The 25,777-nt window shown below is 58.8% G+C and carries 22 protein-coding genes and 1 pseudogene; 6 read left to right on the top strand and 17 right to left on the bottom strand.

Features of this window, described 5'->3' with window-relative positions:
* The first annotated feature begins 55 nt into the window (after positions 1–55).
* Entirely contained in the window at positions 56–550 is a 495-nt protein-coding gene (locus tag KFK14_RS07160) for a flavin reductase family protein (RefSeq protein WP_212610393.1), read from the top strand.
* Positions 551–804: 254 nt separating this feature from the next.
* Here the strand turns inward: KFK14_RS07160 and KFK14_RS07155 are convergent, their stop codons facing one another.
* The 3 genes from KFK14_RS07155 to KFK14_RS07145 all read right to left on the bottom strand — a co-directional run bounded on the left by KFK14_RS07155 (position 805) and on the right by KFK14_RS07145 (position 5,535).
* Complete coding sequence (locus KFK14_RS07155; RefSeq protein ID WP_212610392.1) at positions 805–2,061, bottom strand: acyl-CoA dehydrogenase family protein; 1,257 nt, start codon at positions 2,059–2,061, stop codon at positions 805–807.
* Positions 2,062–2,183: 122 nt separating this feature from the next.
* Entirely contained in the window at positions 2,184–4,574 is a 2,391-nt protein-coding gene (locus tag KFK14_RS07150; protein WP_212610391.1) for a TonB-dependent receptor, read from the bottom strand.
* A gap of 103 nt (positions 4,575–4,677) precedes the next feature.
* Positions 4,678–5,535 carry a phytanoyl-CoA dioxygenase family protein gene (locus KFK14_RS07145; protein WP_212610390.1) on the bottom strand — a complete coding sequence of 286 codons (858 nt, stop codon included), beginning with the start codon at positions 5,533–5,535 and terminating at the stop codon, positions 4,678–4,680.
* A 418-nt stretch (positions 5,536–5,953) separates the two neighbouring features.
* On the opposite strand from KFK14_RS07145, the gene KFK14_RS07140 reads away from it, so the two are divergent.
* A complete protein-coding gene (locus tag KFK14_RS07140; protein ID WP_212610389.1) occupies positions 5,954–6,571 on the top strand; it encodes an FMN-dependent NADH-azoreductase in 618 nt (205 codons plus the stop codon).
* Positions 6,572–6,721: 150 nt separating this feature from the next.
* Positions 6,722–7,843 (top strand): annotated as a pseudogene (ribB, locus tag KFK14_RS07135) (3,4-dihydroxy-2-butanone-4-phosphate synthase).
* 62 nt (positions 7,844–7,905) lie between these two features.
* Here ribB and KFK14_RS07130 read toward each other — a convergent pair.
* On the bottom strand, positions 7,906–8,619 hold the full coding sequence (locus KFK14_RS07130) for a TetR/AcrR family transcriptional regulator (RefSeq protein ID WP_212610388.1): 714 nt from the start codon (positions 8,617–8,619) through the stop codon (positions 7,906–7,908).
* Positions 8,620–8,933: 314 nt separating this feature from the next.
* On the opposite strand from KFK14_RS07130, the gene KFK14_RS07125 reads away from it, so the two are divergent.
* Together KFK14_RS07125 and KFK14_RS07120 are read left to right on the top strand one after the other, a co-directional pair.
* Complete coding sequence (locus tag KFK14_RS07125; RefSeq protein WP_212610387.1) at positions 8,934–10,688, top strand: FAD-dependent monooxygenase; 1,755 nt, start codon at positions 8,934–8,936, stop codon at positions 10,686–10,688.
* 108 nt (positions 10,689–10,796) lie between these two features.
* Complete coding sequence (locus KFK14_RS07120; RefSeq protein ID WP_212610386.1) at positions 10,797–11,660, top strand: helix-turn-helix transcriptional regulator; 864 nt, start codon at positions 10,797–10,799, stop codon at positions 11,658–11,660.
* 223 nt (positions 11,661–11,883) lie between these two features.
* On the opposite strand, the gene cofC is transcribed toward KFK14_RS07120, so the two are convergent.
* The 12 genes from cofC to KFK14_RS07055 all read right to left on the bottom strand — a co-directional run bounded on the left by cofC (position 11,884) and on the right by KFK14_RS07055 (position 23,442).
* Positions 11,884–12,456: a 2-phospho-L-lactate guanylyltransferase gene (cofC, locus tag KFK14_RS07115; protein ID WP_212610385.1), complete on the bottom strand. Its 573-nt coding sequence runs from the start codon at positions 12,454–12,456 to the stop codon at positions 11,884–11,886.
* Entirely contained in the window at positions 12,453–13,385 is a 933-nt protein-coding gene (gene cofD / locus KFK14_RS07110; RefSeq protein ID WP_212610384.1) for a 2-phospho-L-lactate transferase, read from the bottom strand. The genes cofC and cofD overlap by 4 nt, the downstream gene beginning before the upstream one ends.
* Entirely contained in the window at positions 13,382–14,137 is a 756-nt protein-coding gene (gene cofE, locus KFK14_RS07105) for a coenzyme F420-0:L-glutamate ligase (protein WP_212610383.1), read from the bottom strand. The genes cofD and cofE overlap by 4 nt, the downstream gene beginning before the upstream one ends.
* 8 nt (positions 14,138–14,145) lie before the next feature.
* Positions 14,146–14,802, bottom strand: coding sequence for an NADPH-dependent F420 reductase (gene npdG, locus KFK14_RS07100; RefSeq protein ID WP_212610382.1), 657 nt, complete (start codon positions 14,800–14,802; stop codon positions 14,146–14,148).
* 14 nt (positions 14,803–14,816) lie between these two features.
* On the bottom strand, positions 14,817–17,129 hold the full coding sequence (cofH, locus tag KFK14_RS07095) for a 5-amino-6-(D-ribitylamino)uracil--L-tyrosine 4-hydroxyphenyl transferase CofH (RefSeq protein ID WP_212610381.1): 2,313 nt from the start codon (positions 17,127–17,129) through the stop codon (positions 14,817–14,819).
* 108 nt (positions 17,130–17,237) lie between these two features.
* Positions 17,238–17,849 (bottom strand): pyridoxamine 5'-phosphate oxidase family protein, encoded by a 612-nt coding sequence (locus KFK14_RS07090; protein WP_212610380.1) that lies wholly within the window; start codon positions 17,847–17,849, stop codon positions 17,238–17,240.
* Between the two features lie 88 nt (positions 17,850–17,937).
* Entirely contained in the window at positions 17,938–18,492 is a 555-nt protein-coding gene (locus KFK14_RS07085; protein WP_212610379.1) for a c-type cytochrome, read from the bottom strand.
* 170 nt (positions 18,493–18,662) lie between these two features.
* Entirely contained in the window at positions 18,663–18,980 is a 318-nt protein-coding gene (locus KFK14_RS07080; RefSeq protein WP_212610378.1) for a DUF4286 family protein, read from the bottom strand.
* 468 nt (positions 18,981–19,448) lie between these two features.
* Positions 19,449–20,525, bottom strand: coding sequence for an IS5 family transposase (locus tag KFK14_RS07070; protein ID WP_212610377.1), 1,077 nt, complete (start codon positions 20,523–20,525; stop codon positions 19,449–19,451).
* A gap of 43 nt (positions 20,526–20,568) precedes the next feature.
* Positions 20,569–22,395, bottom strand: a complete 1,827-nt coding sequence (locus tag KFK14_RS07065; protein WP_212610376.1) for a TonB-dependent receptor — start codon at positions 22,393–22,395, stop codon at positions 20,569–20,571.
* Positions 22,396–22,401: 6 nt separating this feature from the next.
* The gene (locus tag KFK14_RS07060) at positions 22,402–22,644 is read right to left on the bottom strand and encodes a hypothetical protein (RefSeq protein ID WP_212610375.1); all 243 of its coding nucleotides are present in this window, start codon (positions 22,642–22,644) and stop codon (positions 22,402–22,404) included.
* Positions 22,645–22,692: 48 nt separating this feature from the next.
* Entirely contained in the window at positions 22,693–23,442 is a 750-nt protein-coding gene (locus KFK14_RS07055; RefSeq protein ID WP_212610374.1) for a TetR/AcrR family transcriptional regulator, read from the bottom strand.
* 205 nt (positions 23,443–23,647) lie between these two features.
* On the opposite strand from KFK14_RS07055, the gene KFK14_RS07050 reads away from it, so the two are divergent.
* Positions 23,648–24,568 (top strand): SDR family NAD(P)-dependent oxidoreductase, encoded by a 921-nt coding sequence (locus KFK14_RS07050; protein WP_212610373.1) that lies wholly within the window; start codon positions 23,648–23,650, stop codon positions 24,566–24,568.
* Positions 24,569–24,595: 27 nt separating this feature from the next.
* Here the strand turns inward: KFK14_RS07050 and KFK14_RS07045 are convergent, their stop codons facing one another.
* Positions 24,596–25,756 (bottom strand): acyl-CoA dehydrogenase family protein, encoded by a 1,161-nt coding sequence (locus KFK14_RS07045; RefSeq protein ID WP_212610372.1) that lies wholly within the window; start codon positions 25,754–25,756, stop codon positions 24,596–24,598.
* Positions 25,757–25,777: the final 21 nt, after the last annotated feature.

The following is a 25,777-nucleotide window of genomic DNA, read 5'->3' as shown; positions in this document are numbered from 1 at the left end:
TTCCCATCATAACGGACTGCGCGCGATTACTTTCCCAATCTGACGAAATACACCTATGACACCTCCTGATATCAATAGCGCTACCTTTCGGCATGTCCTTGGACATTACGCAACTGGTGTCTGTGTAGTGACAGCTCTGGAGGAAGATCAAACACCCATCGGGATGGTTGTGGGATCTTTTACTTCAGTTTCGCTCAACCCGCCGCTCATCGCCTTTTTTCCCGACCAAAAATCAACGAGCTGGCCCCGCATCGAAAAGGCGGGAAAATTTTGTGTGAACGTACTTGCGGGAGATCAGCATTTGCTGTGCCGGCAATTCGCGACGGCCGGTTCCGAAAAGTTCACCGGCGTTGCTCACCGAATTTCAAATAACGGCGCACCGATCCTGGATGATGCTCTTGCATGGATCGATTGTTCACTCGATGACGTTCACGAATTTGGTGATCATTATATGGCTTTGGGCCGCGTCGATAGTCTGGGAGTGGGACGCTCCTGCAGCCCGCTGCTCTTCTTTCAAGGCGGGTATGGCGAGTTCACGTTGCATAGCTGAAATCTGGAGATTTGCTCTGCCCGCCAGCGGTCAAATCCCTCTCACAGAGAAGCTTCAGGGGGACCGCATGATAGCTTACGGCTCCCCTCCACTTCGCCGTCATTGTGACCTCGGTGGCGCCCCCTGCCCTATGAACTACAATGTCGCTCAACACTCAATTGATGCTAAAATGAGCGGACCCTTTTAATCTCTCAACGGCGACAATCAGCCGATGCCAAGCGAATTGGCGCGAAAAACGGTGTGACCCGCTATCGCTACCCCTCATCGTTTCCGAGAGACAGATCGGCCAGTTCCCTGATCGTGGCATCGACCCGGGTATTGAAACCATGCGTGCGGACCGTGCACATGTCCCGGAATATCCTCTGCATCCGCTGCCCGTCGAAGACTGTGCTCGTACCCGACGTACGGAAGCAATATTGCTGCATCACGTTCCAGTTCATTTCAGCTATTTCAAAGGACATGGCTGAAATCCGGGTGCTCTCCAGATTGCTGAACTCCTCCTCTCCGTCTCTGTGGCGGCGCGCGGCCTCGGTCCATTGGTCGCACATTTGCAACAAGGCCGCTTCCGCCATGGCTACCTTCGCCAAGGCCGAGCCATACCATTGCCGATAATCCCAATTTTCCGAACGCATCGTTACGGGCGGATTGAACGTCTTCTTGGTGCGCATATACTCGCCGTAAAGCTCGAGCGCGCCTTTCACCATTCCGAGCGATAGCGCCGCTGGCTGCAACGATATGAAGCTGACGATGTGCCCGTAATATAATGGGGCGTCGCCCTTCGCCTGCGCACCGGACGAATCGAACTGAGGAGGGCGGAAGAGTTCGAGAGCATCCTTGTCGGCGATAGCAAAGTCTCGCGGAACATAGCCGTCGGTGACTTGTATGCTGTGGGATCCGCTGCCCTTCAGCCCCATCGACCCTCTCCAGTCGTCGAGGCGCGTCCACTCCGACCTAGGAATGACGACCAGCAGCGGAGCCACCTCGCCGTCGGGCCGCTTGTGCAAGGTCAGTCCCATGCAATGGGTCGCATAAGGTGATCCCGAGCAATATTGAAAGGTAGCGTTAACCTTCCAGCCGCCATCTTCGGTCTGCTCGGCGAAACCCGTCGGCAACGGACGAAAGGGGCTGATAAAATGGCCGTCGCCGAATATCCGAGCCTGGGTTTCCTGGCTGAAGAGCGTTCCGACGATTTTCGCCTGAGATGCACCGAAGCATAATTGCCAACTCGTGGAGGGACAGCCGCTCGCGATGACCGTCATCACCCGGTAGAATGACTTCAGATCCATTTCATAGCCGCCAAACCGTTTCGGCACGAGCATCCTGTAGAATCCCGCCTCGATGAAGGCTTCGTGCATCTGCTCGGAGTAGAAGCTGCGTTCCTCGGTCTGAATCTGGTCAGCGATCAGCTGTGGAACGAGCGCCCTTGCCCGCTCCACCATCTCATCGGACGTTGGATAGGACGAAGGCGCGGACCCGTTGTTTGCGTCGATTCGCGATTGATTGTTCGGCATGCTTGAAACCTCTGGTTTTCGCGAAGCCGGAAGCAAGCCATGGCGTCCCGGCTATAGGACGCCATGACCGATGCCGGCCGTGCAATGTTTTGCGCCGCGGCTGGCGCGCTGCGGAGCGCCGGTTAGAAGTCGAACCTCAGCTTCGCACCGATGCGGCGGAAGGAATCAGGCCCGAAGCTTTGAAGGGGTGCGTTCTCGCCCCAAGGCCGAGGCTGATCGTTGATATTGGTGACGAACCGCTTGTCCAGCAGATTGACCGCATAGACGGACAGTGACCAGCCTGCCTGGGGGTCCGAAATTCCGATCTCGCCGCCCAGAATGCCATAGGAAGGCTGGGTCGCCAACGGAGAGCCATTAGCCTGAAACGGCACATCATCGCGCCAATCCCAGCTAACCGAGGCCGAACCCGTGAGACCGCCGATCAGATTCGGCTGGCTATAATTCGCCGATAGCTGATAGGCGAACTTGGGCGAGTAGATGAGTTGGTTGCCCGCGCCGTTTATCAGCGCCCCAGGGGTCAGACAGGCGGTCGGAACCGTTTGTCCGGGGTAGCATTGCAGGCCCGGATAGTCGTCATATTTGGCATCGATATAAGCGCCCGATAGGCGCACGCTCAGGCTTCGGGTCAGCGCCGCCTGCAGGTCGAATTCGACACCCTTCGTCGTCAGGTCGGCGCTCTGCAGAACCTGCGCGTTGGGGGCGCCCACCGGCGTGAAGAATGCAGCGGCCTGATAATTCTTATATTTCGTGTGGAAGAAATCCACGCCGACCTGGACCCGACCGTTCCACAGCCGTGCTTTCATGCCGACTTCATAGCTCGTCGGAATTTCTTCCTTCAGAACGAGATTCGCGGTTGGATCGAACGAACCGGGGCCCGCTGGATTGTAGATGGTGACCGCGTTGAATCCCGGCGCCTTGTATCCACGCGCGACTGACGCATAGACGAATATGTCGTCGGAAATCTCATATTGCGGTCCGATCCGCCATGAGAATGCGCTGTTCTTATAGGATTGCGGTTCGACTGCGGCGCAGGGATTGAGCGCGCAATAGGGAAACAGATCGAACGGCGCCGGCAGCCCTGTCGGCGCCGCCAGCGGGTCAGCAGTCTGGCTGAACTCCTTCAACTTCCCGGTGTCCCTTGTAAACCGAAGGCCGGCGACAAGGTTCAGACGGTCGGTCAAATGCCAGTTTGCCTGACCAAATGCCGCTATGCTTTCAATCTCGCTCCGGCGCCGCGTCGTGAAGACCGCAGGCGGCAGAGTACCAGGGGGCAGGCCGAGGCCCACCGGCGGCGGCGCTCCGACAGCCGCGTCGATGAGGCTCTGGCCAAAGCGCAGATCGGTCGAGCCGGTGACATCGGCATGATAAAAATAGAGCCCGGCGACAAAATCGATCGCGCCACCCGTCGGCGAAGCGACGCGCAGTTCCTGCGAATAATTCTCATATTTGCTCACGGGGCTTCCGACACTCGCGAAATCACCGCTCACAGTGTCGAGATCGATGAAGAAATTCTGCCGCGAACGCGAGTAGCCGGTGATCGACGTGAACTTCCAGCCATTCGCATCATAGTTAAGTGCCAGCGACCCATTCAGAAAATCGCCCGATCCTTGCGGCAAAAACGTAAACGCCGCCTCGGTATTCCTGGGTCCTGGGACAATGCCATATTGGATAATATCGCCGTTCGCCGTGCCGGGTACGGGCGGGAAATTCGGGTCGGCGGCCCGTGCCGACGTGGCGCCGCAACACCAGCGGTCGCGCTTGGAGTAATCGACCGAAAGTAGGGCGCTAAAGTTAGCGCTTGGCTCCCACAGCAGTTTCCCGCGGACACCCCAGATGTTGGTCGGGTCGATATCCTTACCCGTGACTACGTCGGTAATGGTTCCTTTCAGATGCTTGTAGCCGCCCGACACCCGCAGCGCGATCGTATCGCCAACCGGAACGTTGAGAGCACCATTGAGATAGGCGTCCTCGCGCTCGCCGTAGGAAGCGATCACATGGCCCTCGAACTCGCCCAGCTTGGGCGCGCGTGTCGTGACCGAGACAACCCCGGACGATGCATTCTTGCCGAACAACGTGCCCTGCGGGCCTCGGAGGATTTCGACGCGCTCCACGTCTCCGAGGATTTCCAGTGCCGTCGCATTGCCGATCGTCACGCCGTCAAGAACGAGCGCCACGCTTTGATCAATGGTCGAGGTAACGGTTGAGCTTCCCACGCCTCGCAGCGAAATCGACGCCTGGCTCGGGTCGTAGTTGGGCGCGAACTTCAGGCTCGGATCGATCTTCTGCAAGTCGCCCAGACCGCTGATATTCTTGCGTTCCAGATCGGCTCCCGACACGGCCGTGATCGCCACCGGGGCTATCAGAATGCTTTGTTCGCGCTTCTGAGCCGTCACCACAATATCTTCCAAAGCGACGGCACCGCTTTGAGGGGCGTTATCCTGGGCATAGGCCGACGAAGGAAGCATCGGCATCGCCATAGCCGAGACAAGCAGAAGACCTCTTATTTTACGCATCAACCCCTCCTAAATATTTATATTCTCAAACACTTGCTTTTACGATGTTTCTGTAGCCGGCTCTGCCGCCCTCACCATTTGAATGAAATTCCGCCCGCCTCGACTAACTCACTTTGAGTTCTTCATTCTGCCAGGCAAGCGGGAACAGATCGCCTGACAGCGGTTCCCCCGTCTTGAGCGCGGGCTGCTCTGGAAAGGCGAGGCTGAGGACATGCATGCCTTCAATGAAACGAGCATCGTCCCCGACATACCGGGCCGCAATCGCTCGTCGCGGCCGGTCCTTTCTCAAATTGGCGCCAGAGCCGTGCAGCGTCTTTCCTGTGAAGACCAGCACGTCGCCGGGCATCATATCCCAGGTCACAAGGTCGGCGTCAGGCACCTGGAACAGATCAGGCGCTGTCGGAAGATCGCAGTTCATGAGGGAATCGAAGGGTTGGCCTGACGGCACCGTCGGACGATAGCGTTCAGGCCACAGATGAGAGCCCCGCGCGTAATGTACGGGGGCGCTGTCGGGCGTGACCTCATCAAGCGCCACCCAGACGCTGCATACCTGATCGCCAGATACCGGCCAGAAGGGTTGATCGTGATGCCAGGACACCGGGACCGGCGATCCCGGCTCCTTCACGAGAGTCTGGTCGTAAAGCACCCGCGCCGACGTCGATCGCATCAGTTCCGCTGCAACTCTCGGCACTGCGCTGTCTATAAGCAGGGCACGATATTCCTCATCCTGCTGCCACCCATTCATGGCCTGCCGGAACTTCGCGATGCCGCTGTTCGGATCAACGGGGCGCCCTTCCTCCACTGCGGCGTCCGCGTCCATCGCGGTCGGACCCGACAGGACGCGCTTGACCGCTTCGCGCAAGCGTTCCACGCGCTCCATATCGATGACGTTGCGGACGCAGATCACGCCATTACGGTCATATTCTTCGACCATTTCCGGCGAAATTACGGGGCCGATCATTGGTATCTCTCCTCGTCAAAGTCACGTTTGGACCATAAGTCCGAGGAACCGGCCGTTCGATCAATCCCACGCGATAGGGACAGCCTTCATCATCGCAGCGGCTCCTCGATCGACAACCGATCCGGCGGCCATACTGCCACTAAAAGTCCGCCGTCCCATCAGCATGGGATATACAGGCTTATGGACGGCAACCATGAGAACTCTGGAGACGCGTGAGGGGTCTATGCAGCTAGTTTCATGTCAGGGAGAGGATCGGAGATCGCTCTGTTTTGTCGCGACCATAAGCATGAGATCCGGTTATCCCCTTTTTGTGTAACGAACGCATGAATTGTGCGCTGGACATTCGGTTGATCCTGAATGATCTGCTGTCGGAAACCGAGGAGTGCTTTGACAAACCTCTTAATCAAAAGGCTATTCCATGAAGCTTCTACATATCGATTCCAGCATTCTGGCGGAGCAGTCGGTAAGCCGGCAACTCAGCGCCGCGATCGTCGACAAGATCAAAACGCAAATTCCGGACCTCGAAATAGTCTATCGCGACCTTGCAAGCCGGCCTCTGGACCATTTTACCATCGCCGGGGTTCCGCCGTCCGACCCGCATGCCGATCTTCTCCCAGGAGATAATAGCGAACCCAGTGCAATCGCGGAGACGGAGACGATTCTCGCGGAATTCCTGAGCGCGGACATGATCGTGATCGGCGCTCCTATGTATAATTTCACCGTGCCGACCCAGCTCAAGGCCTGGATCGATCGTATTCTCATCGCTGGACGGACCTTTCGCTATACGGCAGAAGGTCCGCTCAGCCTCGTCGGGGCAAAATCCGTTATCCTGGCTCTGTCCCGCGGCGGCCTGTATGGAGAGGGAAGCCCTGCGGCATCGTTCGAACATCTGGAATCTTATCTTCGGTCTGTCTTTGGCTTCCTTGACATTCAGCCCCAGACTGTTCTTGCCGAAGGAGTCGCGATTAGTCCGGAACAGCGACAAGCCGCCATGGCCGGCGCGCGCGAGCGTATTGCCGACATTTTGATCGACTAGCTCCAAACTCATCCTGTGGGACGAAATCGCTACAGGTCGGGCCGTATCGCATAGGTGCTTCCTGGAGATAACTCTTGGCCACCACCAGTCGGTGCCGGTCAAAAAACCATTTGTTCGCCCATGCTGCGGACCGGAAGGAGGCGCTCATCGATGCTGACCAGTCCCGAACCCACGCGCCTGCGCCATAATTTCCTGACATCTCCCGAGGAGCTGATTGAAGAGGCGCGCAACGGACGCATGTTCATCCTGGTCGACGATGAAGATCGGGAAAGGCGACTTGGTGATTCCCGCCCAGATGGCGACCCCGGACGCGATCAACTTCATGGCGATGCATGGACGGGGCCTCATTTGTCTGGCGCTTGCCAAGGAACGGATCGATCAACACGGCCTTGACCTTATGAGCAGCAATAATGGCACACGCCACGAGACAGCATTCACAGTTTCTATTGAGGCACGCGAAGGCGTTACGACAGGCATATCTGCGGCAGATCGAGCGCGCACCATCGCAGTCGCGATCGATGCCGCGAAGGGACCCGATCAAATCGTTACACCAGGTCATGTCTTTCCGCTGGTCGCGCGTCCCGGCGGCGTACTCGTGCGAGCCGGCCATACCGAAGCAGCAGTGGATATAGCCAGGCTGGCGGGCCTTAATCCCTCGGGCGTGATCTGCGAGATCATGAACGATGACGGGACGATGGCGAGGCTCGACAACCTCATTCCTTTCGCTGAGTTGCATCATCTGAAGTCGGCACCATCCGTGATCTGATCGCCTACTGCCATCGGCACGATCATCTCGTCAGGAAAGTGGCGGATGTGCCCTTCACCTCCGATTATGGCGGCGACTGGCGGCTGCTCACTTATCGCAACACGGTGGATGGCTCCGAAAGTTTCGTCCTCCAGAAAGGGAAAGTGGTAACGGGGAAACCGACGCTGGCTCCGGTGCACACTGGTTCGCTCTATTCCGACATGCTGGGTCAGCCAGGGCCGCGCAAGCGTGCCCTCCAGCGCGCCATGGTCGAGATCGGGCGGGCTGGAGCTGGCGTAATCGTGTTGCTCGTCATGCCTGCCAGTGAGCGCGCGCATGCTTCTGGCGCCGACGGCGAAGATGCTGAACTGGAGTTGAGGAGCTACGGCATTGGCGCGCAGATCCTGGCCGATCTTGGCGTACAGGAGATGATCCTGCTGACCAATGCCCACCGCAACATCATCGCCCTGAAGGGCTATGGTATCAATGTCATCGGCGAGAGGGCGATTCCCCCGGAAGAAAGCTGATCCCCGATTTCCCTGGTTGAGATTTGCTTTTGCAGAGTTTCGACGAGACGCATCCCATAGACTCAATCGAATGTACGCCACCAATTCAGTTGAGCCGGCGCCTCTCGATGGAGACGGTTGGAAGCTGCTCTGACAACCGAAATCGCAGCGTCGGGAGCCAGGCCCAATGATTTGAGAATCATGGTCGCCATTGCTTCGATATACCTGCGCGATCCTCCGCCGTTGATAAGGTGACGGACGCCTTCGATCTTTGCGCCAATCACAAGATCGAGCGCCACATCCATGTCATCGATGCTGAATATGCTGGCCGCCAGCCCGGCGTCGAGATCCATTCTGATCCGCCGCAGCATACCCGCATTGCGATTGAGATGATTGAGATGACAGACGAACGAACCCCAGCGCGAGTCTAGATACGCCCGCGCTAGAAAAAGCTGAAATCCGGTTGCAGCCCTGATCGCCGGGTCATCGACATTGGCATACATAGAAGAATAGGCCTCGGCGAGTTCATCAGCAAACTTGCTCCCAAGTTCTGCGACCGCCTCTTCAAGCGACCTGAAATATTTATAGAAGCTGCCGCGTGAAACTCCTGCATGGCGAATGACGTCATCGATAACCGCCGGAGCCGACGGATCCTCTCCCGGATAAACAGCCAGAACAGCTTCCAGAAGCTGGGTGCGCATGCGCTCGCGCCGGCGCCGCGCATTGCGGATACGGTGATCCTCCGCAGGCTGTTTATCGGGAAAACTTTCTCTTCTCACGGGCAAAACCATATCCATGACCGCATCGTTATCGCAAGCTACCATTCCATCATAATGACATTATTATTCATCTTGACAGATATGTCTATTATTAGGATGCTTGCCGCGTCAACATGACGTACCCGGGGAGAGAGGAGAGCATGTCGTCCTCGCCGATCACATTAACCGATCGAGGTTCTAAATTGCGAACGGCACCTCTCGCCGATGGCTCGTGCCCAAAATCCGCTGCGTAGTCACATCTGGATGAACGACAGCGTGCCGACATTCCCATAATCTTGACCAGTTTGTCCGTCCCGGCGTCACGACTTTTTGCTCCCTACATGGAGATAGAAATGAACAGCGATAAATCCATCGTCATAGTCGGGGCAGGTCCTACGGGGCTGACGGCCGCCATTCTGCTATGCCTGCGCGGCTATGATCCGGTCGTGCTCGATCGACGTCCGAACCTCGTCGGGTATCCGGCCGCTCATGTCGCCAATACCCGAAGCATGGAGGTTTTCGCCGAGATAGGCGTCGCCGACCGGGTCCTCGAGCAAGGCGACGGTTCGGCATTGAGCGGCCTGGTTGTCTGGGTGGAAAGCCTCGCCGGACGGGAATATGGCAAATTGACGATCCAAGGTGCGGCGCTCGACGACCGTGGCCCCTTGAGCGCGTACCAATCGGTAAACATCCCGCAAACTAATCTTGAAGCGATCCTTTCGGATCGACTGGTTGAGCTTGGCGGCACGGTTAGGTTCGGTCAGGAGGTTATCGCGGCCCGCAATATTTCGGGCGGAGCAACGGTGGAAGTCAGGGCGGTAGCCGACGATGCCCTTACGACTATGAAGTGCGACTGGGTGCTCGGTTGCGATGGCGCTGGCAGCGCCGTGCGTCGATCGATGGGAATTGAAATGGAGGGGCCTCAAACGATCGCCCGCTTCATGACGATCTATTTCGATGCTGACCTTGACCTGTTCAGGAAAGGGCGGCGCGGCATTCTTTACTGGATTGGCGGACCGGAAGTCCGCGGCGTCTTCATCAGCTTCGACAAGATCGGGAGAAGCTGGGCGATGCTGGTTCCGGTCGGCGATCTTGCCGTAGAGGCGTTCAGCGATGCCGCAGCCGTGAATATCGTCAAAAAAGCTATTGGAAGCGATGACGTGGTGATCGAGCTGCAAGGAGTAAGTAGCTGGAACATGAGCGCGCAGGTCGCTACCGCCTACCGGCACGGCCGCATCCTGCTGGCAGGCGATGCATGTCATCGTTTCCCTCCCACCGGCGGGCTGGGCATGAACACCGGCATCCAGGATGCGCACAATCTGATCTGGAAGCTCTGCGCGGTACTTGAAGGCGGAGCGGACGATACCCTCCTGAATACATATGAAGAAGAACGGAGGCCGATTGCCCGGCGAAACACAGATCAGAGTGTCAATAACCTTATGAAAATGGCCATGATCGACGAAGCACTGGGCATTCAAACTCTCGCACCGATAGCGCAGGACGCGGCCGAAGGACCGATCGCGACGTGGCCGGATGAGGTGCTGGGAATTGACGGAAATAACAGCGAAGCAGCCACGAAGCGATCAGCGGTGCAGCATGCGATCGACGAACAGGCTGAACATTTTGCCCAGGGCGCCGGTGTAGATCTGGGGTTCACTTATACAACCGGAGTGCTTGTGCCCGATGGATCGGAACCGCCATCATCGGAGCCGTGCGACTATCATCCAGACGCCCATCCCGGATCTCGCCTGCCATTTTCCTCGATCGATGGGCGATTCGAAGCATCCACACTGGACCGCGTGGCCCCACAAGGGGTGACACTGTTTGCGCTCGCTCCGGCATGGGGGTCAAGAGCGGCAGCGGCATCACGCGAGACCGGCGTCGCGGTCTCCGTTGTCATCTTCGGCCCTGCCGGTGTGGACCTCGGGGCAAACGCCGCGGTGCTGCTGGGCATTAGCGAGGACGGCGCTGTCGCGGTTCGGCCCGATGGGCATGTTCTATGGCGGACACAGGCACACGATGCCGGAAGTGAAATTGAGCTGGTGCGAGCCTTTCGCCTCTGTGGAAGAAAACCGCGATCCGAACGATCACACCTTGCCAACGGTTAACCTTGAAGCGCTAATTGCTTGGCACTAACTGTTCCAAATGGTAAGCATTAGAAAAGCGACAACAGGACCTCCGGATGAGAGATCCACGATGCGATGAGGATGCGCTAGGTGCTCTATGCGACGTTTCAATCCGGGGTGGACTTGCAACCCGGCCTGATTACCCAGAAAATGGGGGGAGCCTCCGTTCCTGCCTATCTGCAGGATCAACCCTCCTCCAATCCTTTCCCGGCGCTGATCGACGCGATCGGATGCGACGAATTCGCCGCGCGTATGATGGTGTCGCTCTATCGATTGTGCGGAGCCAGCAGCTTCAGCCTGCACACCTATCGGGAAGGCCGTCAATACGCTCGCTACTTCATTAATCTTGAAGGTAGCGATCTTTTTCTGCGCGAATTGTTGAAGCTCGATCCCGACGTATGGCGCTGTGACGCTATGTTTCTGGAGCGCTGTAACGGGCTTGGTCGCCAAGGCGAGCGGGAAATCCGGATTTCTTGCAAAACGTCATACCAGGATTCAGCCCTCCAGGCGTTTTACGGGCGCACCAAAGTACAAGAGCGACTGTTGATCTGTAGCGGCAATCAAGCCGATATCTTGAACGTGCTGCATATCCAGCGCCCCGATTCTATCAGCCCTTTGTCGCGTGGAGAATATAATCGGCTGAGATCCGCAGCGCAGCTTCTCTTTTCCGCCTTGGTCAAACACGACGAAATCAGCAGCGCGCGGTCAACCGCATCCAGTCCCCTTACCAGTCACGAAGAAGTAGTCGAGCTGATTGCGAATTCGGGGACCGACCTCACGCGGCGCGAGATGGAAGTTTGCGCCGGTATCCTTTTGGGCATCACGTCGCTTGGTATTGCATTGAAATTAGAGATCGGCGAACAAACCGTTCTAACCTATCGCAAACGCCTCTACCAACGCCTCGGAATCAGCAGCCAGCGCGAATTGATGCTATGGTATATGGGCTTGTCTTAATCTCCCGCTCCTAGTCGGGACCACGTAGCTTTCGGTTCGGCCAGAAGCGCATCGCGTAATAAGATTTTACGAATCCTACTGATGGACCCAGCCAATACCGAGTTCTTGGCGAGCGACAGGTCCTCTCGACGGGGAAATATGGCGTGGCCACCATTGGTAAGCTGCGTGAGATTCTTCGCATCGTCGCTATCCAGCCTCTTGAGATTGCCTGAAACCGGCGCCATCACATGATATCATTGGTCCAGCCGCACGCATCTACGAATTGAAGATCCTCTTGAGTATCGACATCGTGCGCGAGGCCGACGCGTCGCACTATACCGTAATCCGAGGCTTGCTTTAGGTGCGTTCGGAAGCTGTCTGGGCCAAACTTGAACCGGAAATCCCGCATATCAGCTATGGCGACCGCGTTCGTGCCGACTCCATGGCGATCGGGCGCCAATGCCACGCCGTGACGCTCCGCGACCCACAGCAGTACATCCATATCCTCCACCACGAGCAAAGGCAGATCGGCATGCACGACTAGCGTCGCATGTCCTGTCGCCATCCTTGCCGCATCCAGTTCCTCGTTCAGCCCCCTCCCGTCGTCAGCGAGCCAGCCGCCATCCCAGCCATCTGTCGGCTCGCATGCGAGCAGGACGATGCGACCGATCCGGGGATGATCGCGCAGTACCGCAACTACATGATTGAACATGCGCAAACTCAGCATCGACCGCGCTTCGGGGCGAAGCATGCCCGCCAGCCGAGTTTTCCGCTGTCCGTCAGCCTTGAGCGGGACAATGGCAGTCCAGCGCATCATCGCAGCGCATCCGCCAGATCGAGCGCGGCGCGCGCGACGCAGATGCGATCGTCGAGGTTCGTCATCAGCGTATCGGCGCATGCCGAGGGAATATCGAGCCGCACCGGCATGTCGCGCTCGTCGACCAGCAATCCGTCGATAACACCCTCATAATGGTGCACGATCGCCGTCGGGCCGATGTCGAGCCCTAGCTCGCGCATGATTTTCGCGGTGGGACCTTTGACGGCGTTTCCACCGACGATCGGCGAAACGGCTATCACCGGCGCGCGGGCGGCCGCCAAGGCCGCACGGATCTGCGGCACAGCGAGGATAGGATCGATGCTGAGATAAGGATTGGACGGCGCGATCAGAATCGCCCGACATCCGTTGTTCATGATGGCGTCGACGACGCCCGGCGCAGCACTGGCGACCGGCGCGCCGTCGAAGCGGATCGCGCGCACCGCGGGCTCGCAGCGCCGCCGCACGAAATAATCCTGAAAATCCAGCAGGCCGGCGTCCGTATCTATCCGCGTCGCAACCCGCTGGTCGGTCATAGGCAGGATGATGGCGCCGATACCCCATGCGCTCGCGAAATCAGTGATGATCGTCGAGAGCGGTTCGCCCCGGCCAAGACGCTGCGTGCGCAGCACATGCAGCGCAAGATCGCCATCCCCGAGCCGGAACCAGTGCTCCCCGCCCAAAGAGGACAGTGCTTCCATGAAGCGCCAGCCTTCATCCGCGCGTCCCCAGCCCTGGTGGGTGTTCGCCTTGCCTGAGAGGGTGTAGAGAAGCGTATCGATGTCCGGCGAAACCGCAAGCCCGAGATGCGTGAAGTCGTCTCCGGTGTTGACGATCACGGTAACATCGCTCTCGGCCACGAGATTGCACAGGCCAAGGACCAGCTTGGCGCCACCGACCCCGCCTGTCAGGACGACGACCCGGCCGCTCACCGGAACAGATCCTGCTCGACCGGCCTTATGAGCGCCGAAGCCGGCTGACTCGCGGCAGTCCAATGAAGGCCCCGCACCAGGGCCGCTGGCATACCCTCGGCACCCTCCCCTGTCACAAGGCCTGCGGCCGTCGCGACCATGTCCGCAACTGCGATCTGCGTCACTTCCAATGTTCGGCCGTCGCGATCGCATTCGCCCCTGCGATCGACCAGCGAAGGCAGGCCGCTCGCACCCAATGCGACACAGGTTACGCCATGCCGCCACGGCCTTCCGAAGCTATCCATGATCAGTACTGCGGGCGGCGTTGGCCACAGCGTGGCGAACGTTTGGCGGAGCCTCTCGGCAGAGGCATCGGAATCGACCGGAAGAAGCAGAACGCGTTCGCCGCTTCCCGGTCCGATATTGGACTGATCGATTCCTGCATTCGCCATGGCATGACCCGAACGGTGGCGCGTGATCAAGATATGCGGCACCGCTCTTATGACATGGCTTGATTCAGCCAGTATCAACTCGACCAGCCGCGGATCCTTCCGCGTCAGGCCAGCAAGCCTCATAGCCTCGGGCCCGGGGCGCACCGTCGCCAGATCGACGAAACGCCCTTCAGCCTTCGAAACGATCTTCTGGGTGACAGCCAGAACGTCGAAGCTGCCGGGCACGATCGCGGCCGCTTCGATGGCATCGGCCAGAAGCCGCGCAAGATCGTCACTTGGCCTAACTTCGGGGATGGAGCCCAGGGGATGGATCTGGATCATCGGATGGGTCAGGCGTCCGGCTCGATCAACTCTCCGGTGATCTGGATGCCGGCGCCGTCGCTCCGGTATGTCTTGTTGATGAAGATCAGCAGCGATGTCATCGCTTCGGCAGCGGCCGAGTTGACGAGCGGGCCGCCATGGATGCCGCGTAGCCCTGCCTGTCCGGCAAGCTCCACGACCGCGGCGCGCGCCTGCTTGTCGTCGCCGAACACAAGCACGTCGCAGGCAACATTCTCGTCGGTCGCAAGCTTGTGCGCGGCGACATTATGGAAACCGGAAACGACGGTCACGCCGACCCCGAGCAGGTGCTGCGTCCGCAGCGCCGCGCTACCTTCCGGCGGCAACTGCACCCGCATCACCTTGGGCGGCACGAGCGGGACCGTCGTATCGACCACGATCTTGCCCCCGACATGGGGCCTGATCTCGGCAAGCGTTGCTTCCTGGCCGGCGAAGGGCACAGTGACGAACACGATACTGGCCTCCCGGGCGGCATCCGCATTGCCCATGCCGCGCAGCCCAAAGCCCAGTGCCGCGGCCATCTGTTGCGCGGATTCGGCCGAACGTGAACCGATGATGACGGATCGACCCGTCTTCGCCAATCGCCGCGCGAGCGCCGCGCCCAATTTGCCCGTGCCGCCGACCACGGCGATAACCCTGCTGTCCATTATGTCGTCCTTAACTATTCGGCGGCGATCGCTTGTTCTTCGACAGGCTGGTAAAGTGTCGTCCGCTGCCGCGCATGACGATGCGCGGCCTGCGCAATCGTTGCCATCCGCCCCACGTCCCACATCTGGCCGTTCGTCCCTCCGGCTGCGCGCGTGATGGACTCGTCCATCAGCACGCCGCCCAGGTCATTGGCCCCGGTCCGGAGCATCGCGATCACCCCATCCTCCCCTAACTTGACCCAGCTCGCCTGGATGTTCGGGATCAGCGGATGCAGCAGCAATCGAGCCACTGCATGCATTAGCAGCGTCTCACGCGCACTCGGACCCGAGCGAGCCTGTCCACGCCGCCATATCGGCGCTTCCATGTGAACGAAGGGCAACGGCACAAACTCGGTAAAGCCGCCGGTCTCCACCTGAAGATCACGGATCGTCAGGAGATGGCGCGCCCAGTTCTCATATCGGTCGACATGACCGAACATGATCGTTGCCGTCGTTCGAAGCCCGATTCGGTGCGCGGCGCGCATCACCTCGACCCATTCGCGCGTATCGATCTTGTCGGGGCAGATGATCGCGCGAACCTCGTCGTCGAGGATTTCCGCCGCCGTTCCCGGCAGGGTGGAGAGGCCGGCGTCCTTAAGCCGCTCAAGGAAATCGTAAAGCGACAGCCCCAGAGTGCGCGCGCCATGCGTCACCTCGAGCGGCGAGAAGGCGTGGATATGGATCGACGGAGCCGCCTCGCGCACCGCCTTCAACACGCCCAGATAGGTATTGCCGTCATACTCGGGATGGATGCCGCCCTGCAGGCAGACCTCGGTTCCGCCGCGTTCCGCCGCCTCGGCCGCGCGCCGTCCGATCTCCTCGAAGTCGAGGCGATAGGCGGGGCCGCGCAGTTCCTTCGCGGTGCCCTTCGAAAAAGCGCAGAACCCGCATTTGTAGAGGCAGATATTGGTGTAGTTGATGTTGCGGTTGATCACATAGGTCACCGCGTCGCCCGCCATGCGCTGGCGAAGCTCGTCCGCAGCCCGCGCGACGAGGCCGACATCGGGGCCGTCCGCCTCGAACAGCCGGACGATTTCCGCCGTATTGAGGCGCGTGCCAGCGAGCGCTCGGTCGACAATTCCTGCGATGATCGCCGAACGCGCCGTCGTTCCCGATCGCGTCTCGACGGGCATCGGGACGGCGGTGCCCGGATGCCAGCCGTCGGTGATCGGCAGGCCCCGCGCATCGACCGATCGGCGGACGATCTTCGCCAGCGCCGGCTCCATCCAGGCTTCGGGGCGTTGCGCATAGGACGGCCCGATCGCCAGCCGCTCGCGCAAAACCCGCCCCCCCGCCGCGGTCGCCTGGTCGAGCAGGTCGAGATGCGGCCACGGTCGTTCCGGATTGACATGGTCCGGCGTGACCGGCGAAACGCCGCCCCAGTCGTTGACACCGGCGCGCAGTACCGCAGCCAGCTCATCCGGGGCACGCAGGTTGGGCGGGGCCTGGATCGTCATCTCGGGACCCAGGATCAGCCGCGCGACGGCGATGGTCCACAGGTGCTCGTCGAACGACGGTTCGGGATGATGCGCCATGCGCGTGCCGGGCTTCGCCCGGAAATTCTGAATGATGACTTCCTGGATATGGTCGTGCCGGCGATGACTTTCGCGAATCGCAATCAGTGCGTCGATTCGCTCCGCGCGTGTTTCTCCGATGCCTATCAGCAGCCCTGTGGTGAAAGGAACACGCGCACGGCCGGCGGCTTCGATTGCCTCAAGGCAGCGCGCAGGCAGCTTGTCCGGCGAACCGTAATGCGGGCCGCCTTTCTCCGACAATCGATTCGATGCGGTTTCCAGCATTAGGCCCATCGAGGCCGCGACCGGCCGAAGTGCGGCATAGTCGGCCGCATTCATCAGCCCGGCATTGAGGTGCGGCAGCAGGCTGGTATCCTCAAGCACCAGCGCAGCTGCCTCGGCAAGATAGGAAAGCGTGGTGGCATGCCCCATTGCCGACAAGGCTTCGCGTGAAGCGTCATAGCGCGCCTCCGGCTGGTCGCCGAGCGTGAAGAGAGCCTCCCGGCACCCCGCCCGCATGCCGTCGCGCGCAATCGCCAGGACTTGCTCGGGCGTCAGGAAGGCGGCAGCGGCGCGATGCGGTGTCTTGGCGAAAGTACAATAATGGCAGACATTCCTGCAGAGCGGGGTCAGCGGGATGAACACCTTTCGGGAATAGGTAACAACGGACCCGAACGCCGCAAGCGTCAGGCGCTCGCTTTCCTCCAGCAGGTCAGCCAAGGACCGCTTGAGAAGCCGATGCTCGTCGAGTACCTCACCAAAATTCTCATTCATGGCATCGCTTCCCATTTGCCCATCTCTCTCATTCGCGCCGTGCAAATCCACCGCGCGCCCGACCACCGCTCTGGCCGGGCGGCGCCACACCGCTCGTTCGCGGTAGGTTCAGGCCTGCTTTTCCTTATGCCACAGCTTATGACGATTGGGGTCAGGGAGCGGGCTTGCCCGCTCGCCATCTTCTGTCAAACTGACCACCAGTGCCCGGCCGTCAAGCAGGAAGTGGTGAATATGATCAATTTCGATGAACATGTTCACCCGCTCTTCCACGCCCATAATCTCCTCATGGGTCACTTCCGGGCCGTCTTCGGCGGCCTTGACATCGGCAGCGCCTTTCTCGGATTCGAGCGCCTGCTTGGACTCGTCATCGAGCTTTGGCATCATCCCGAGTCGGGAAGACTTGATCATCGTCCGGTTCAGGCCCTCCAGGCCTTTCTCCCCACCTTCCACTTTCACGACGCGGCCCCGCATAAGCATGTAAGACCAGAAACTTGAGGGATGCGGTGCGTGGATCGAGATGGCGACGCGCGGATCCCGCTCCACGTTGCGCACCTTGAGCGTACCCGCCGCGGAATTGACCAGAAGAAGGTCCCCTTCCCGATCGAGTCCCACTGGTGAAACCTGCGGCGACCCGTCCTTCATCAGTGTCGAAAAATGCACGAACATCTGGGAATCGATGAAATCGCGCACCTCATCATTTTCACTTATCTTGATAGCCATTGTCTTTCTCCACTTCACTACAATCTGCTCGTCGCGATATTTGCTTTTTCAATTGGCTGTTTGAGACCGCACTCCGATGCACCGTTACTTATTTTCCGTCGGGCGGCGGCGGCAGGTCACGCCGTGGCACAGTTTTGAGGAAAGCCGGATCGTCGGTGTCATCCGGCCCTCGCGGATCGGGCGTTCGATTGTGGACTGCCGGGATACTCTTCAGATAGGCCGCGACCGCTAGGGCGTCCTCCCTCGTGAAGTGGGAATAAAGAGGCTCCCACGGCATGGCCGGCGAGAGAATCCGCCCATCCGGCCGCAAGCCCTTCTGGATCGCATCGGCGATCTGCTCCTCGGTCCACCCTCCAAGTCCGGTCTCTCGGTCGGGGGTGATATTGGGCGGAACGAACACGCCCAGACCTTTTATGTGCAGTTCCGAGTCAGATCCTGCGAGATTGGGGCGCGCGGCGCTGCCGATCGGCTCCGTGCCTCGCACCGTATGGCAGTCATGACATCCGGAGATGGAGACCAGATATTGGCCGCGCTCGACGGGTGTTTGTGATGCATCCGACTGACCCTCGGACGACGTGGTCGGCCCGCAAGCCGACAATATCAGTGCGGGGACCGCCAGTAAAGAGGCCGCGATACGAAACAATCTTATCTCTCCATTCGGTGGATCTGGCTTTCGCCATGTAGATATTTGTTGCGTCCGTCTTGGTGGAAGCGCTCGGGTGCATGCGTGACTGATGACTTTCCTGAGTCCAACGCATCTCATCAAAAAACGGATTTCATGACAGCGCAGGCGCGCTCATTTGTTCCTACGGGCTAGCCCATTTTTTTGTAAATCCCGCGAACCGCGTTGGGCAGATCAAGCGCAGGCGATGTGCTGATCGTCCCGGCGGCGGCAGCCGCCTCAATCCGGCCGATCAATCCCGGCAGATCATCGGTTTCCATATGGTAAACAACCACATATTCCCAACCGCCATTGTCATCCAGGTCGATCGCGCGTTTATAGCGAATGGCCGCCTTCATGCCCTCGACCGTCAGAATGCTGGGGATATGCTCTTCGTCATACCATCGATTGAATTCCTGCTCCTGCCCGGAAATCGGATTGCTAAGTACAAGAAATTGATATTCTGCCACGGCCCTCTCCTGTCGTTTATTAGATCATTAGCATCGCATGCTTTGCGCATATTCTCTGCGCCACAAGGTCTCAGAACCGCACACTCGCCTTGACGCCGTAGCGACGGAACGAGTCGGAACTGAAATTCTGGAACAATCCCTGCGGTCCGCCGAGCAGTTGAACGAAAAAGACGTTTGTGACGAAGCGCTTATCGAACAGATTCTGCCCATAGATCGAGAAGTTCCAACGGCCGTCGGCGGGACCGATGCCGACGGATGCGTCGAAGATTCCGTAACTGGGCTGGATCGCGTTGGGATCCCCGTTTTGCGTAAGGGGAACCTGGGCGCCTCCATTTACCCGGCGGATTTGACGGTGCGGGCGTTGTGAACGCCTGATGCGCGAGGTCGGGCTCAGAGATTGCCGGATCTCCGGTCATTTCGGCCGCTTGGCTTTGGATGGCATGGCGCTTTCGCGCCATCCAGGCGCACCTATCCCTCCGCCGCACGAGTTTCGTGGAAGATCAGCCGGTGCATGTTGAACGCCAGGTTGGCGAGCGTGATCTTGGCCTCGGCGCGGGCAATGCCGATGGTGCGAATGAACAGACCCATCTTCGCCTTCTGATGAGCAAAGACATGCTCGACGCGGGCGCGGACCTTTGACTTGGTGGCATTGCCGCGCCGGACATGTTCGGGCATCGGCCTGCCCTTAGGCTTGCGGCGGTGGATGCGGCTGACCCGGCCTTGCGCCTTGAGCCATTTCTCGTTCGCCTGACTGCGGTAGGCAGTGTCGGCCCAAACGTCGGAGGCGGTGTTGTCGCCCGTCACCACGTCCCGGAGCATGCGCCCGTCGTAGCGCGCGCCATCGGTAGTCTTGCCCTTGCGGATGAAGCCGAAGGCGCGGCAGATCGACACGCTGCTCTTGTAGCCGAAGCTCGGGATCGCGATGTCCGGCTGCGGCCTGCCGTCGGCAGTCGGGCGCGCCTTGGCGAACTTCAACGTCCAGCGGGCGTCGGTATCCTTCTGGCGCGCCTTGGCGGGCTCGTCCGGCCAGATCTCGGCCGCGCTCTTGCCTTCCTTCACCGCCGCCTTCTCAGCCTCGGTGTTCCTCTGCTTCGGTGCCGCCACCAGCGTCGCATCGACGATCTGCCCACCCATCGGCAGATAGCCGCGCTCCTTCAACTGCCGGTCAAAGTCGGCGAATACGGTGTCGAGTGCACCGTCGGCGGTAAGCCGCTCCCGGAACACGCGGATAGTGTTGGCGTCGGGTGTCGGCGCGCCAAGGTCAAAGCCCAGGAAACGCAACCAGCTCAGCCGGTCGCGGATCAGATACTCCATGCGCGCGTCGCTGACGTTGTTCTGCGCCGCGAGCACCAGAACCTTCAGCATCGTCACCGGGTCATAGGGCGGACGACCGCCCTTGGCACCATCCGAATAGGCCAGCGCCGCCACCAGCGTCGGTCGAAACGCCTCGAAGTCCACTACCTGCGCCAGCACTTCCAGCGGATCGCCAAAGGCTGACAGCCGCTTCAAGTGGTCGGATAGTCCAAAAAGGCCAGCTTGCCGCATCTTCGCTCCCGCTCGTCAGGAACAATGAATCATACAGCAGCCGCTATGGCGAGGGGTAATTGGAGGCGCCCACCTCGCTATTCCACCGCCAGTTCAGCGAGGCCGTACCGGTTAGATCTGAGATGAAACCCGGCCGCTCATAGTCGGCCGACAGCGAATAGGACCATCTGGGTGAGCCGAACAAAGGATGTCCCTTTGCATTATAGACGTTCCCCGGGAGGGCGCAGGACGGATCGGTCTGTCCAAAGTAGCAAACCACCCCCGGCAGATCATTATAATAGGTATCGATATAACTTGCGTTCGCACCCAGCCGCAGCCCCTGCGCGACTTCCGCCAGAATGGAGAGTTCCGCACCTTTGGTCGTCAACTCGCCATTGGTAAGTCCTTGTCCATAGAGGCCAGAAGGCAGAAGTTCAGTGACCTGCGCTTGATATCCCTTATATTTCGTGTGGAACAAGTCGAAAACGACCTGAATACGGTTATCAAGGAACCTTGCCTTCACGCCGACCTCCATGGCCAGCGGCTTCTCAGGCATCACGACGACATCCTGATCTACGGTGTTTACAGTAGCCGTATTAAAACACGGGCCTTTATATCCACGTGCGATACTGGCGTATATCATAACTGTCGGCGTGATGTTGAACTGGGGGGTGATGCGCCATGAAATATTATTCCGCTTCGCCCTTTCGCGTGGTCTCACGAAGCATCCGTAGAGCGTGCCGCAATAGGGAAATACCGGATCGACCGTCGCGTTGATGTCCAGCCGATCGCTGTCATGGGTGAAGCGGGCGCCCGCTGTAAAGGTGAACTTGTCCGTCAGGTGCAGATTTCCTTCGAAAAATCCCGCCACACTCGTAAGTTGGACCTTCGGAGAGAGATAATAGACGAATGGAGGAAAGAAGCCTGGTGGCAAACCGGCCTGTGTTTCCAGAAGGCCACGCAGAAACGGTCCGAAGGATTGTTGATAGGGCCTTGAAAGATCAGCGTGGTAATAATATCCTCCTAGGATGAAATCGAACCGGCCGCCGACGGGCGAAGATAACCGAAGTTCCTGCGAGAAGCTTCGCGACTGTTCATCTTTAAAGGCGATCGGCTGACCGGCATCGAACGCGGTTCCGTCGACATCGATCGTGAAATCATTTCGGGTTCGTTCATAGCCGGAAATGGAGGTCAGCTTATATCCGCCCAGATCATAGTTCATCAGGAGAGATGCGTTCAGCGTATCACCAGATGCAGTCGGCAGATAATCGACACTGCTCTTGGTGTTGTTGGGTCCGGGGACGATCCCATATGCTTGGGAGTCGATGTCCGCGGGAGACCCGGGCGTGAGGAAACGCCACGAATTGGCCGAACAGCAATAATGCGTATACTTGCTATAGCTGACGCCCAAGGTCATATCGAGAGCGTCGGTGGGCTGTAAACGCAGCTTCCCTCGCACCGCCCAGCTATTTTCTTCATCGATCGATTTACCATCCTGCGCCCGGTCGATAGCTCCGTCCAAGTGGCGATATCCCGCAGTGAGCCGGATGGCTGCGGAGTCGGAAATTGGGATGTTGAGTGCGCTGTTAATCGTTCGCTCGTCGCGCGACCCCAAAGTGCTGTTGACGAAACCCTCGAACTTACCGAATTGTGGCGCGCGCGTGTTGATGCTAATCACACCGGCGGATGCGTTCTTTCCGAACAACATTCCCTGCGGACCTTTCAGAATTTCGATGCTCTCAAGATCGCCCAAAAGACTGATCGCCGACGGGTTGGAGAGCGTGACACCGTCAACCACAGTCGCGACACTCTGCTCAACGATAGAAAAGGTTTGCGTGGACCCTACGCCTCGAATTGAGGCGCCCGATGTCTGAGATGTAAAATAGGGCACGAAAGTTTAGCTGGGATCGATCTTTCGAAGTTCCTCGAGCGAACCCACGTGCCGGGCCTCGAGTTGTTCGCCAGTCACCGCTGTGATCGCGGCAGGAACCTTAAGAACGTTTTCAGATCGCTTCTGGGCGGTAACAATGATGTCGGCCAATCCAGAATCCACAGCTTGTGGCGTTTGTGCGAACGCGGCACTGCTTGCCATTACCGTTATAACGGAACACGTCGAAACGAGTGCTACTCTCTGCTTCATTGCCCCTCTCCATATTACCGTTTTCTTATATTATTTCATCATCAATTATTATATTTTAGAATCATTATAGTATTTCTGAATTACGAGACCCCAAAACGCCTGCTGCTGCTCAAGAGCAGAGCTATACAGCTCCTCAGTCCCCTTGAAGCGGGAACCGATGACAATGCCGCGCATGGCCGCGAGCATGAGCGCCAAACTGGGCATCAACGCTTCTGGTTTGCTGATGCCTGCCTGCGAGGCGACCTCGGCCAATTCGGAAAATATGCGTGGCAGGAATGTGCTCGTAAGCGGGTTGATGATGCGCCCAAGATCCTCATCCCAGTGCGCGGCATCCTGGATTTCAGAAACAGCCAAACCAGCTTCGCTGTTCGATACTTCCCACAAAATATTAAACAGCGCTCCCAGCCGATCTCTGGGAGCTGGATACCGTGCGATCTGCTTCCGCAGATGCCCTAGCATCTCCTGCGTTCCATACTCAAATACCCCCGCCATTAAGTCGAGTCGGGTCGGAAATTGGTGCAAGATGGAGCCGCGCGCTACGCCCGACATGTCCGAAACAAGCTGCGTATTAGTGGCCGCAGAGCCTCTCGCCCCTAGCAGGGCGATCGCCGTTCTAAGAATGCGGGCCCGCGTTGCGGTTCCGCGCTGGGTGGCGCCCCGAATGCCAACGATCGTGCGCTTTCCTACGTGATCGAGATCATCGGGAATCCTCTCCTTTGACCTGGCCTTCACCGCCCGCTTTGCCATCTCCACACCTTGGTCAATCTTTGCTCTTTCTGCGCCATAACTAGTCATCATTGACTAGTCAATCATGACTAGTTATGGCGGATAGGAACAGCTCGATGAAATCGCCCAATGGCCGGTATCAGCCGCGTATGAACACAAGCACCGAGCAAACCACCAGGCGGAGCCGCCCCTTGCGGTCATACGGTGGCGCATCGCCAAGCCGTGGTGATGTGGGCCTGTAGAGTTGAATGGCTTGAAGCCTATTGATGGAGGCAAAATGATGACGTCCAGACCTGATCAAATCGCTGTCATGACCGGTGGGACCGCCGGACTCGGCGCGCATGCGCTGGCTAGGATCGCGTCGGCCTCAGGACGTGTCATTGTGGGCGCGCGCGATATGGCATGGCGCGGTCCAATCGGCACTGAGGCGGTTCCCCTCGATCTCTCTTCGCTCGCCAGCGTCCGCACGTTTGCCAGTGAGGTGAAGCGGCAACTCGGCGGCAAGCAGATCGACATGCTGTTGCTCAATGGCGCCATCATGCCATCCGCCAAGATCCCAAAAAGCGCTGACGGCTTTGAGACGACCTTCGCGGTCAATCATCTCGCGCATTATCTGCTGGCGCGCCTATTGCTGCCGTCTATGGCGCCTGGCAGCCGTCTGGTGATCACCACGAGCGATACGCACGATCCAGCGATCACGCGATTGGCCCCGACAATGCTTGAGCCGCAGATGCTGGCATATCCAAAGGCGAACGGCGCGACGGACTTTCGCGCTTATCCTGCGTCCAAGCTTTGCAATCTTCTAACGGCGCGATCCATCGTAGCGCTCGATGACGTCAAAAAGCGCTCCATCCATGTGATCGCCTACAATCCTGGCCTCACCATCGGCACGTCGCTCAGTCGCAGCTTGCCCACCTGGACTCAGCGCGCGATGGCGAGTTTGCCGGTGCACGGGCTGTTGCGTCTGCTCAGCAACTTTCGCAGTCAATATTATCCAGGGACACCAGAAAGAGCCGGAGAAATATTGGCTCAACTAGCGCTTGGCGGCATTTCGATGCCCCCCGATCGCCTTTATGCTTCGCTCGTCCGCGGCCAGCTCACCTTTCCCGATCCCTCGGAGCTTGCACGAAGCATAGAAGCACGAGATCGCCTATGGCGAGAAAGCGCCGCCATGGTCGGTCTAGCAGCGACTATGTGATCCCTCAGCGCAATGGCCCTCCTGCCATTACAGGGGGCAGTTTGGTTCCAAACCCAATTGAACGCGACCGAGGTTTTCGGTTGCCGTTTCCGTGTCGAGGAAGCCGTGAACGCGCAACACATTCATGTCCCGAAGAAATCGCTGCATGGGTGAGCTGTTCCGATAGGCGCCGCCACCGGCCCCCAGCATCATCTCGTTGATTCCCTTGTACACATAGTCGGCAATCATGCCCACGCGCGCGCGAACTTCCGCGCGTCGTTCAATGGCCTGTATTTCACTCGGCTCGATTGTATCCAGGAAACGGACATAATCCTGCAATAACGTCTCTGCGATTGCGGCGCCGGCCTGGCCATGGCCAATTCGCATCTGTGCCGTCTGCTTGTTTTGAACCTTAGCCGAGGTGAAGGTTGAATAGCGGTCTTCGGTTAGCCTCTTGAACACATCCGCAGCGCCTCGATAGGCACCCACCATTACCGGCAACGTCTCACCCAGCACGAAAGGCAGAATCGGCAACGAGTAGATACGGTTGCTGTGAATCTTCGATCCGGGCGATTGCCCGTTCAGCAGGTCCGCCACCTCAACCACGCGATGTTGCGGGACAAACACATCGTTCAGCCTCGCGTCACCGCTAGACGTGCCCCGCATACCCGCCATGTCCCAATTGTCAATGATCTCCACCTCGGCCGCCGGAACCATGAAGGCCAATGCCCGCTGCGGTTTGCCATCGATCATGACCAAGCCACTGTTGAGGAACCAATCGGCGCGTGAGCTGCCTGAATTCCACTGGCTGAGGCCGCTGGCGATATAGCCCCCGTCGACCGGCTTCAGGCGAAAGTTCGGCGCAATTGTTCCCGGCGTCAGCCCGCAGGGGCCGTTGGCAAAGACCTCATCCTGGAACTGTTTGGGCCATAGGGCGTGGATGTAATTGTGGCCGATATAGAAGGAAATCACCCAAGCGGTCGAAGTGCAATAGCGGCCGAATTCATAAACCACCGCAGCCATGGTGGCGTAATCCAGTTCATGCCCGCCATACATCTTGGGAACCAGGATCTGCATCAGCCCGGCATCGCAACAAGCGTCGATTACCGCATCGCTCAATTTGCGGTTTCGGTCTGTGTTGTAGGCCTCTTTCTCGACCATGGGAGCGATATCTCGCGCGCTCGCGATAAGCTTTTCTGAAAGGCTCATATGTCTTCCTCTCCAGCAACA

This window comes from Sphingobium phenoxybenzoativorans, from assembly GCF_018286635.1.
In the GTDB taxonomy this organism is placed as follows: Bacteria; Pseudomonadota; Alphaproteobacteria; order Sphingomonadales; family Sphingomonadaceae; genus Sphingobium; species Sphingobium phenoxybenzoativorans.
This window is presented reverse-complemented; position numbering and strand designations above follow the sequence as displayed.

Coding starts and splice junctions, on each gene's coding strand:
- KFK14_RS07140 (WP_212610389.1), top strand. CDS start 5,954: ATGAAGCTTCTACATATCGATTCCAGCATTCTGGCGGAGCAGTCGGTA.
- KFK14_RS07150 (WP_212610391.1), bottom strand. CDS start 4,574: ATGCGTAAAATAAGAGGTCTTCTGCTTGTCTCGGCTATGGCGATGCCG.
- npdG (WP_212610382.1), bottom strand. CDS start 14,802: ATGGACAGCAGGGTTATCGCCGTGGTCGGCGGCACGGGCAAATTGGGC.
- KFK14_RS07125 (WP_212610387.1), top strand. CDS start 8,934: ATGAACAGCGATAAATCCATCGTCATAGTCGGGGCAGGTCCTACGGGG.
- cofE (WP_212610383.1), bottom strand. CDS start 14,137: ATGATCCAGATCCATCCCCTGGGCTCCATCCCCGAAGTTAGGCCAAGT.
- KFK14_RS07145 (WP_212610390.1), bottom strand. CDS start 5,535: ATGATCGGCCCCGTAATTTCGCCGGAAATGGTCGAAGAATATGACCGT.
- cofH (WP_212610381.1), bottom strand. CDS start 17,129: ATGAATGAGAATTTTGGTGAGGTACTCGACGAGCATCGGCTTCTCAAG.
- KFK14_RS07130 (WP_212610388.1), bottom strand. CDS start 8,619: ATGGATATGGTTTTGCCCGTGAGAAGAGAAAGTTTTCCCGATAAACAG.
- KFK14_RS07070 (WP_212610377.1), bottom strand. CDS start 20,525: ATGCGGCAAGCTGGCCTTTTTGGACTATCCGACCACTTGAAGCGGCTG.
- cofC (WP_212610385.1), bottom strand. CDS start 12,456: ATGATGCGCTGGACTGCCATTGTCCCGCTCAAGGCTGACGGACAGCGG.
- KFK14_RS07045 (WP_212610372.1), bottom strand. CDS start 25,756: ATGAGCCTTTCAGAAAAGCTTATCGCGAGCGCGCGAGATATCGCTCCC.
- KFK14_RS07060 (WP_212610375.1), bottom strand. CDS start 22,644: ATGAAGCAGAGAGTAGCACTCGTTTCGACGTGTTCCGTTATAACGGTA.
- KFK14_RS07160 (WP_212610393.1), top strand. CDS start 56: ATGACACCTCCTGATATCAATAGCGCTACCTTTCGGCATGTCCTTGGA.
- KFK14_RS07155 (WP_212610392.1), bottom strand. CDS start 2,061: ATGCCGAACAATCAATCGCGAATCGACGCAAACAACGGGTCCGCGCCT.
- KFK14_RS07055 (WP_212610374.1), bottom strand. CDS start 23,442: ATGATGACTAGTTATGGCGCAGAAAGAGCAAAGATTGACCAAGGTGTG.
- KFK14_RS07050 (WP_212610373.1), top strand. CDS start 23,648: ATGATGACGTCCAGACCTGATCAAATCGCTGTCATGACCGGTGGGACC.
- KFK14_RS07090 (WP_212610380.1), bottom strand. CDS start 17,849: ATGGCTATCAAGATAAGTGAAAATGATGAGGTGCGCGATTTCATCGAT.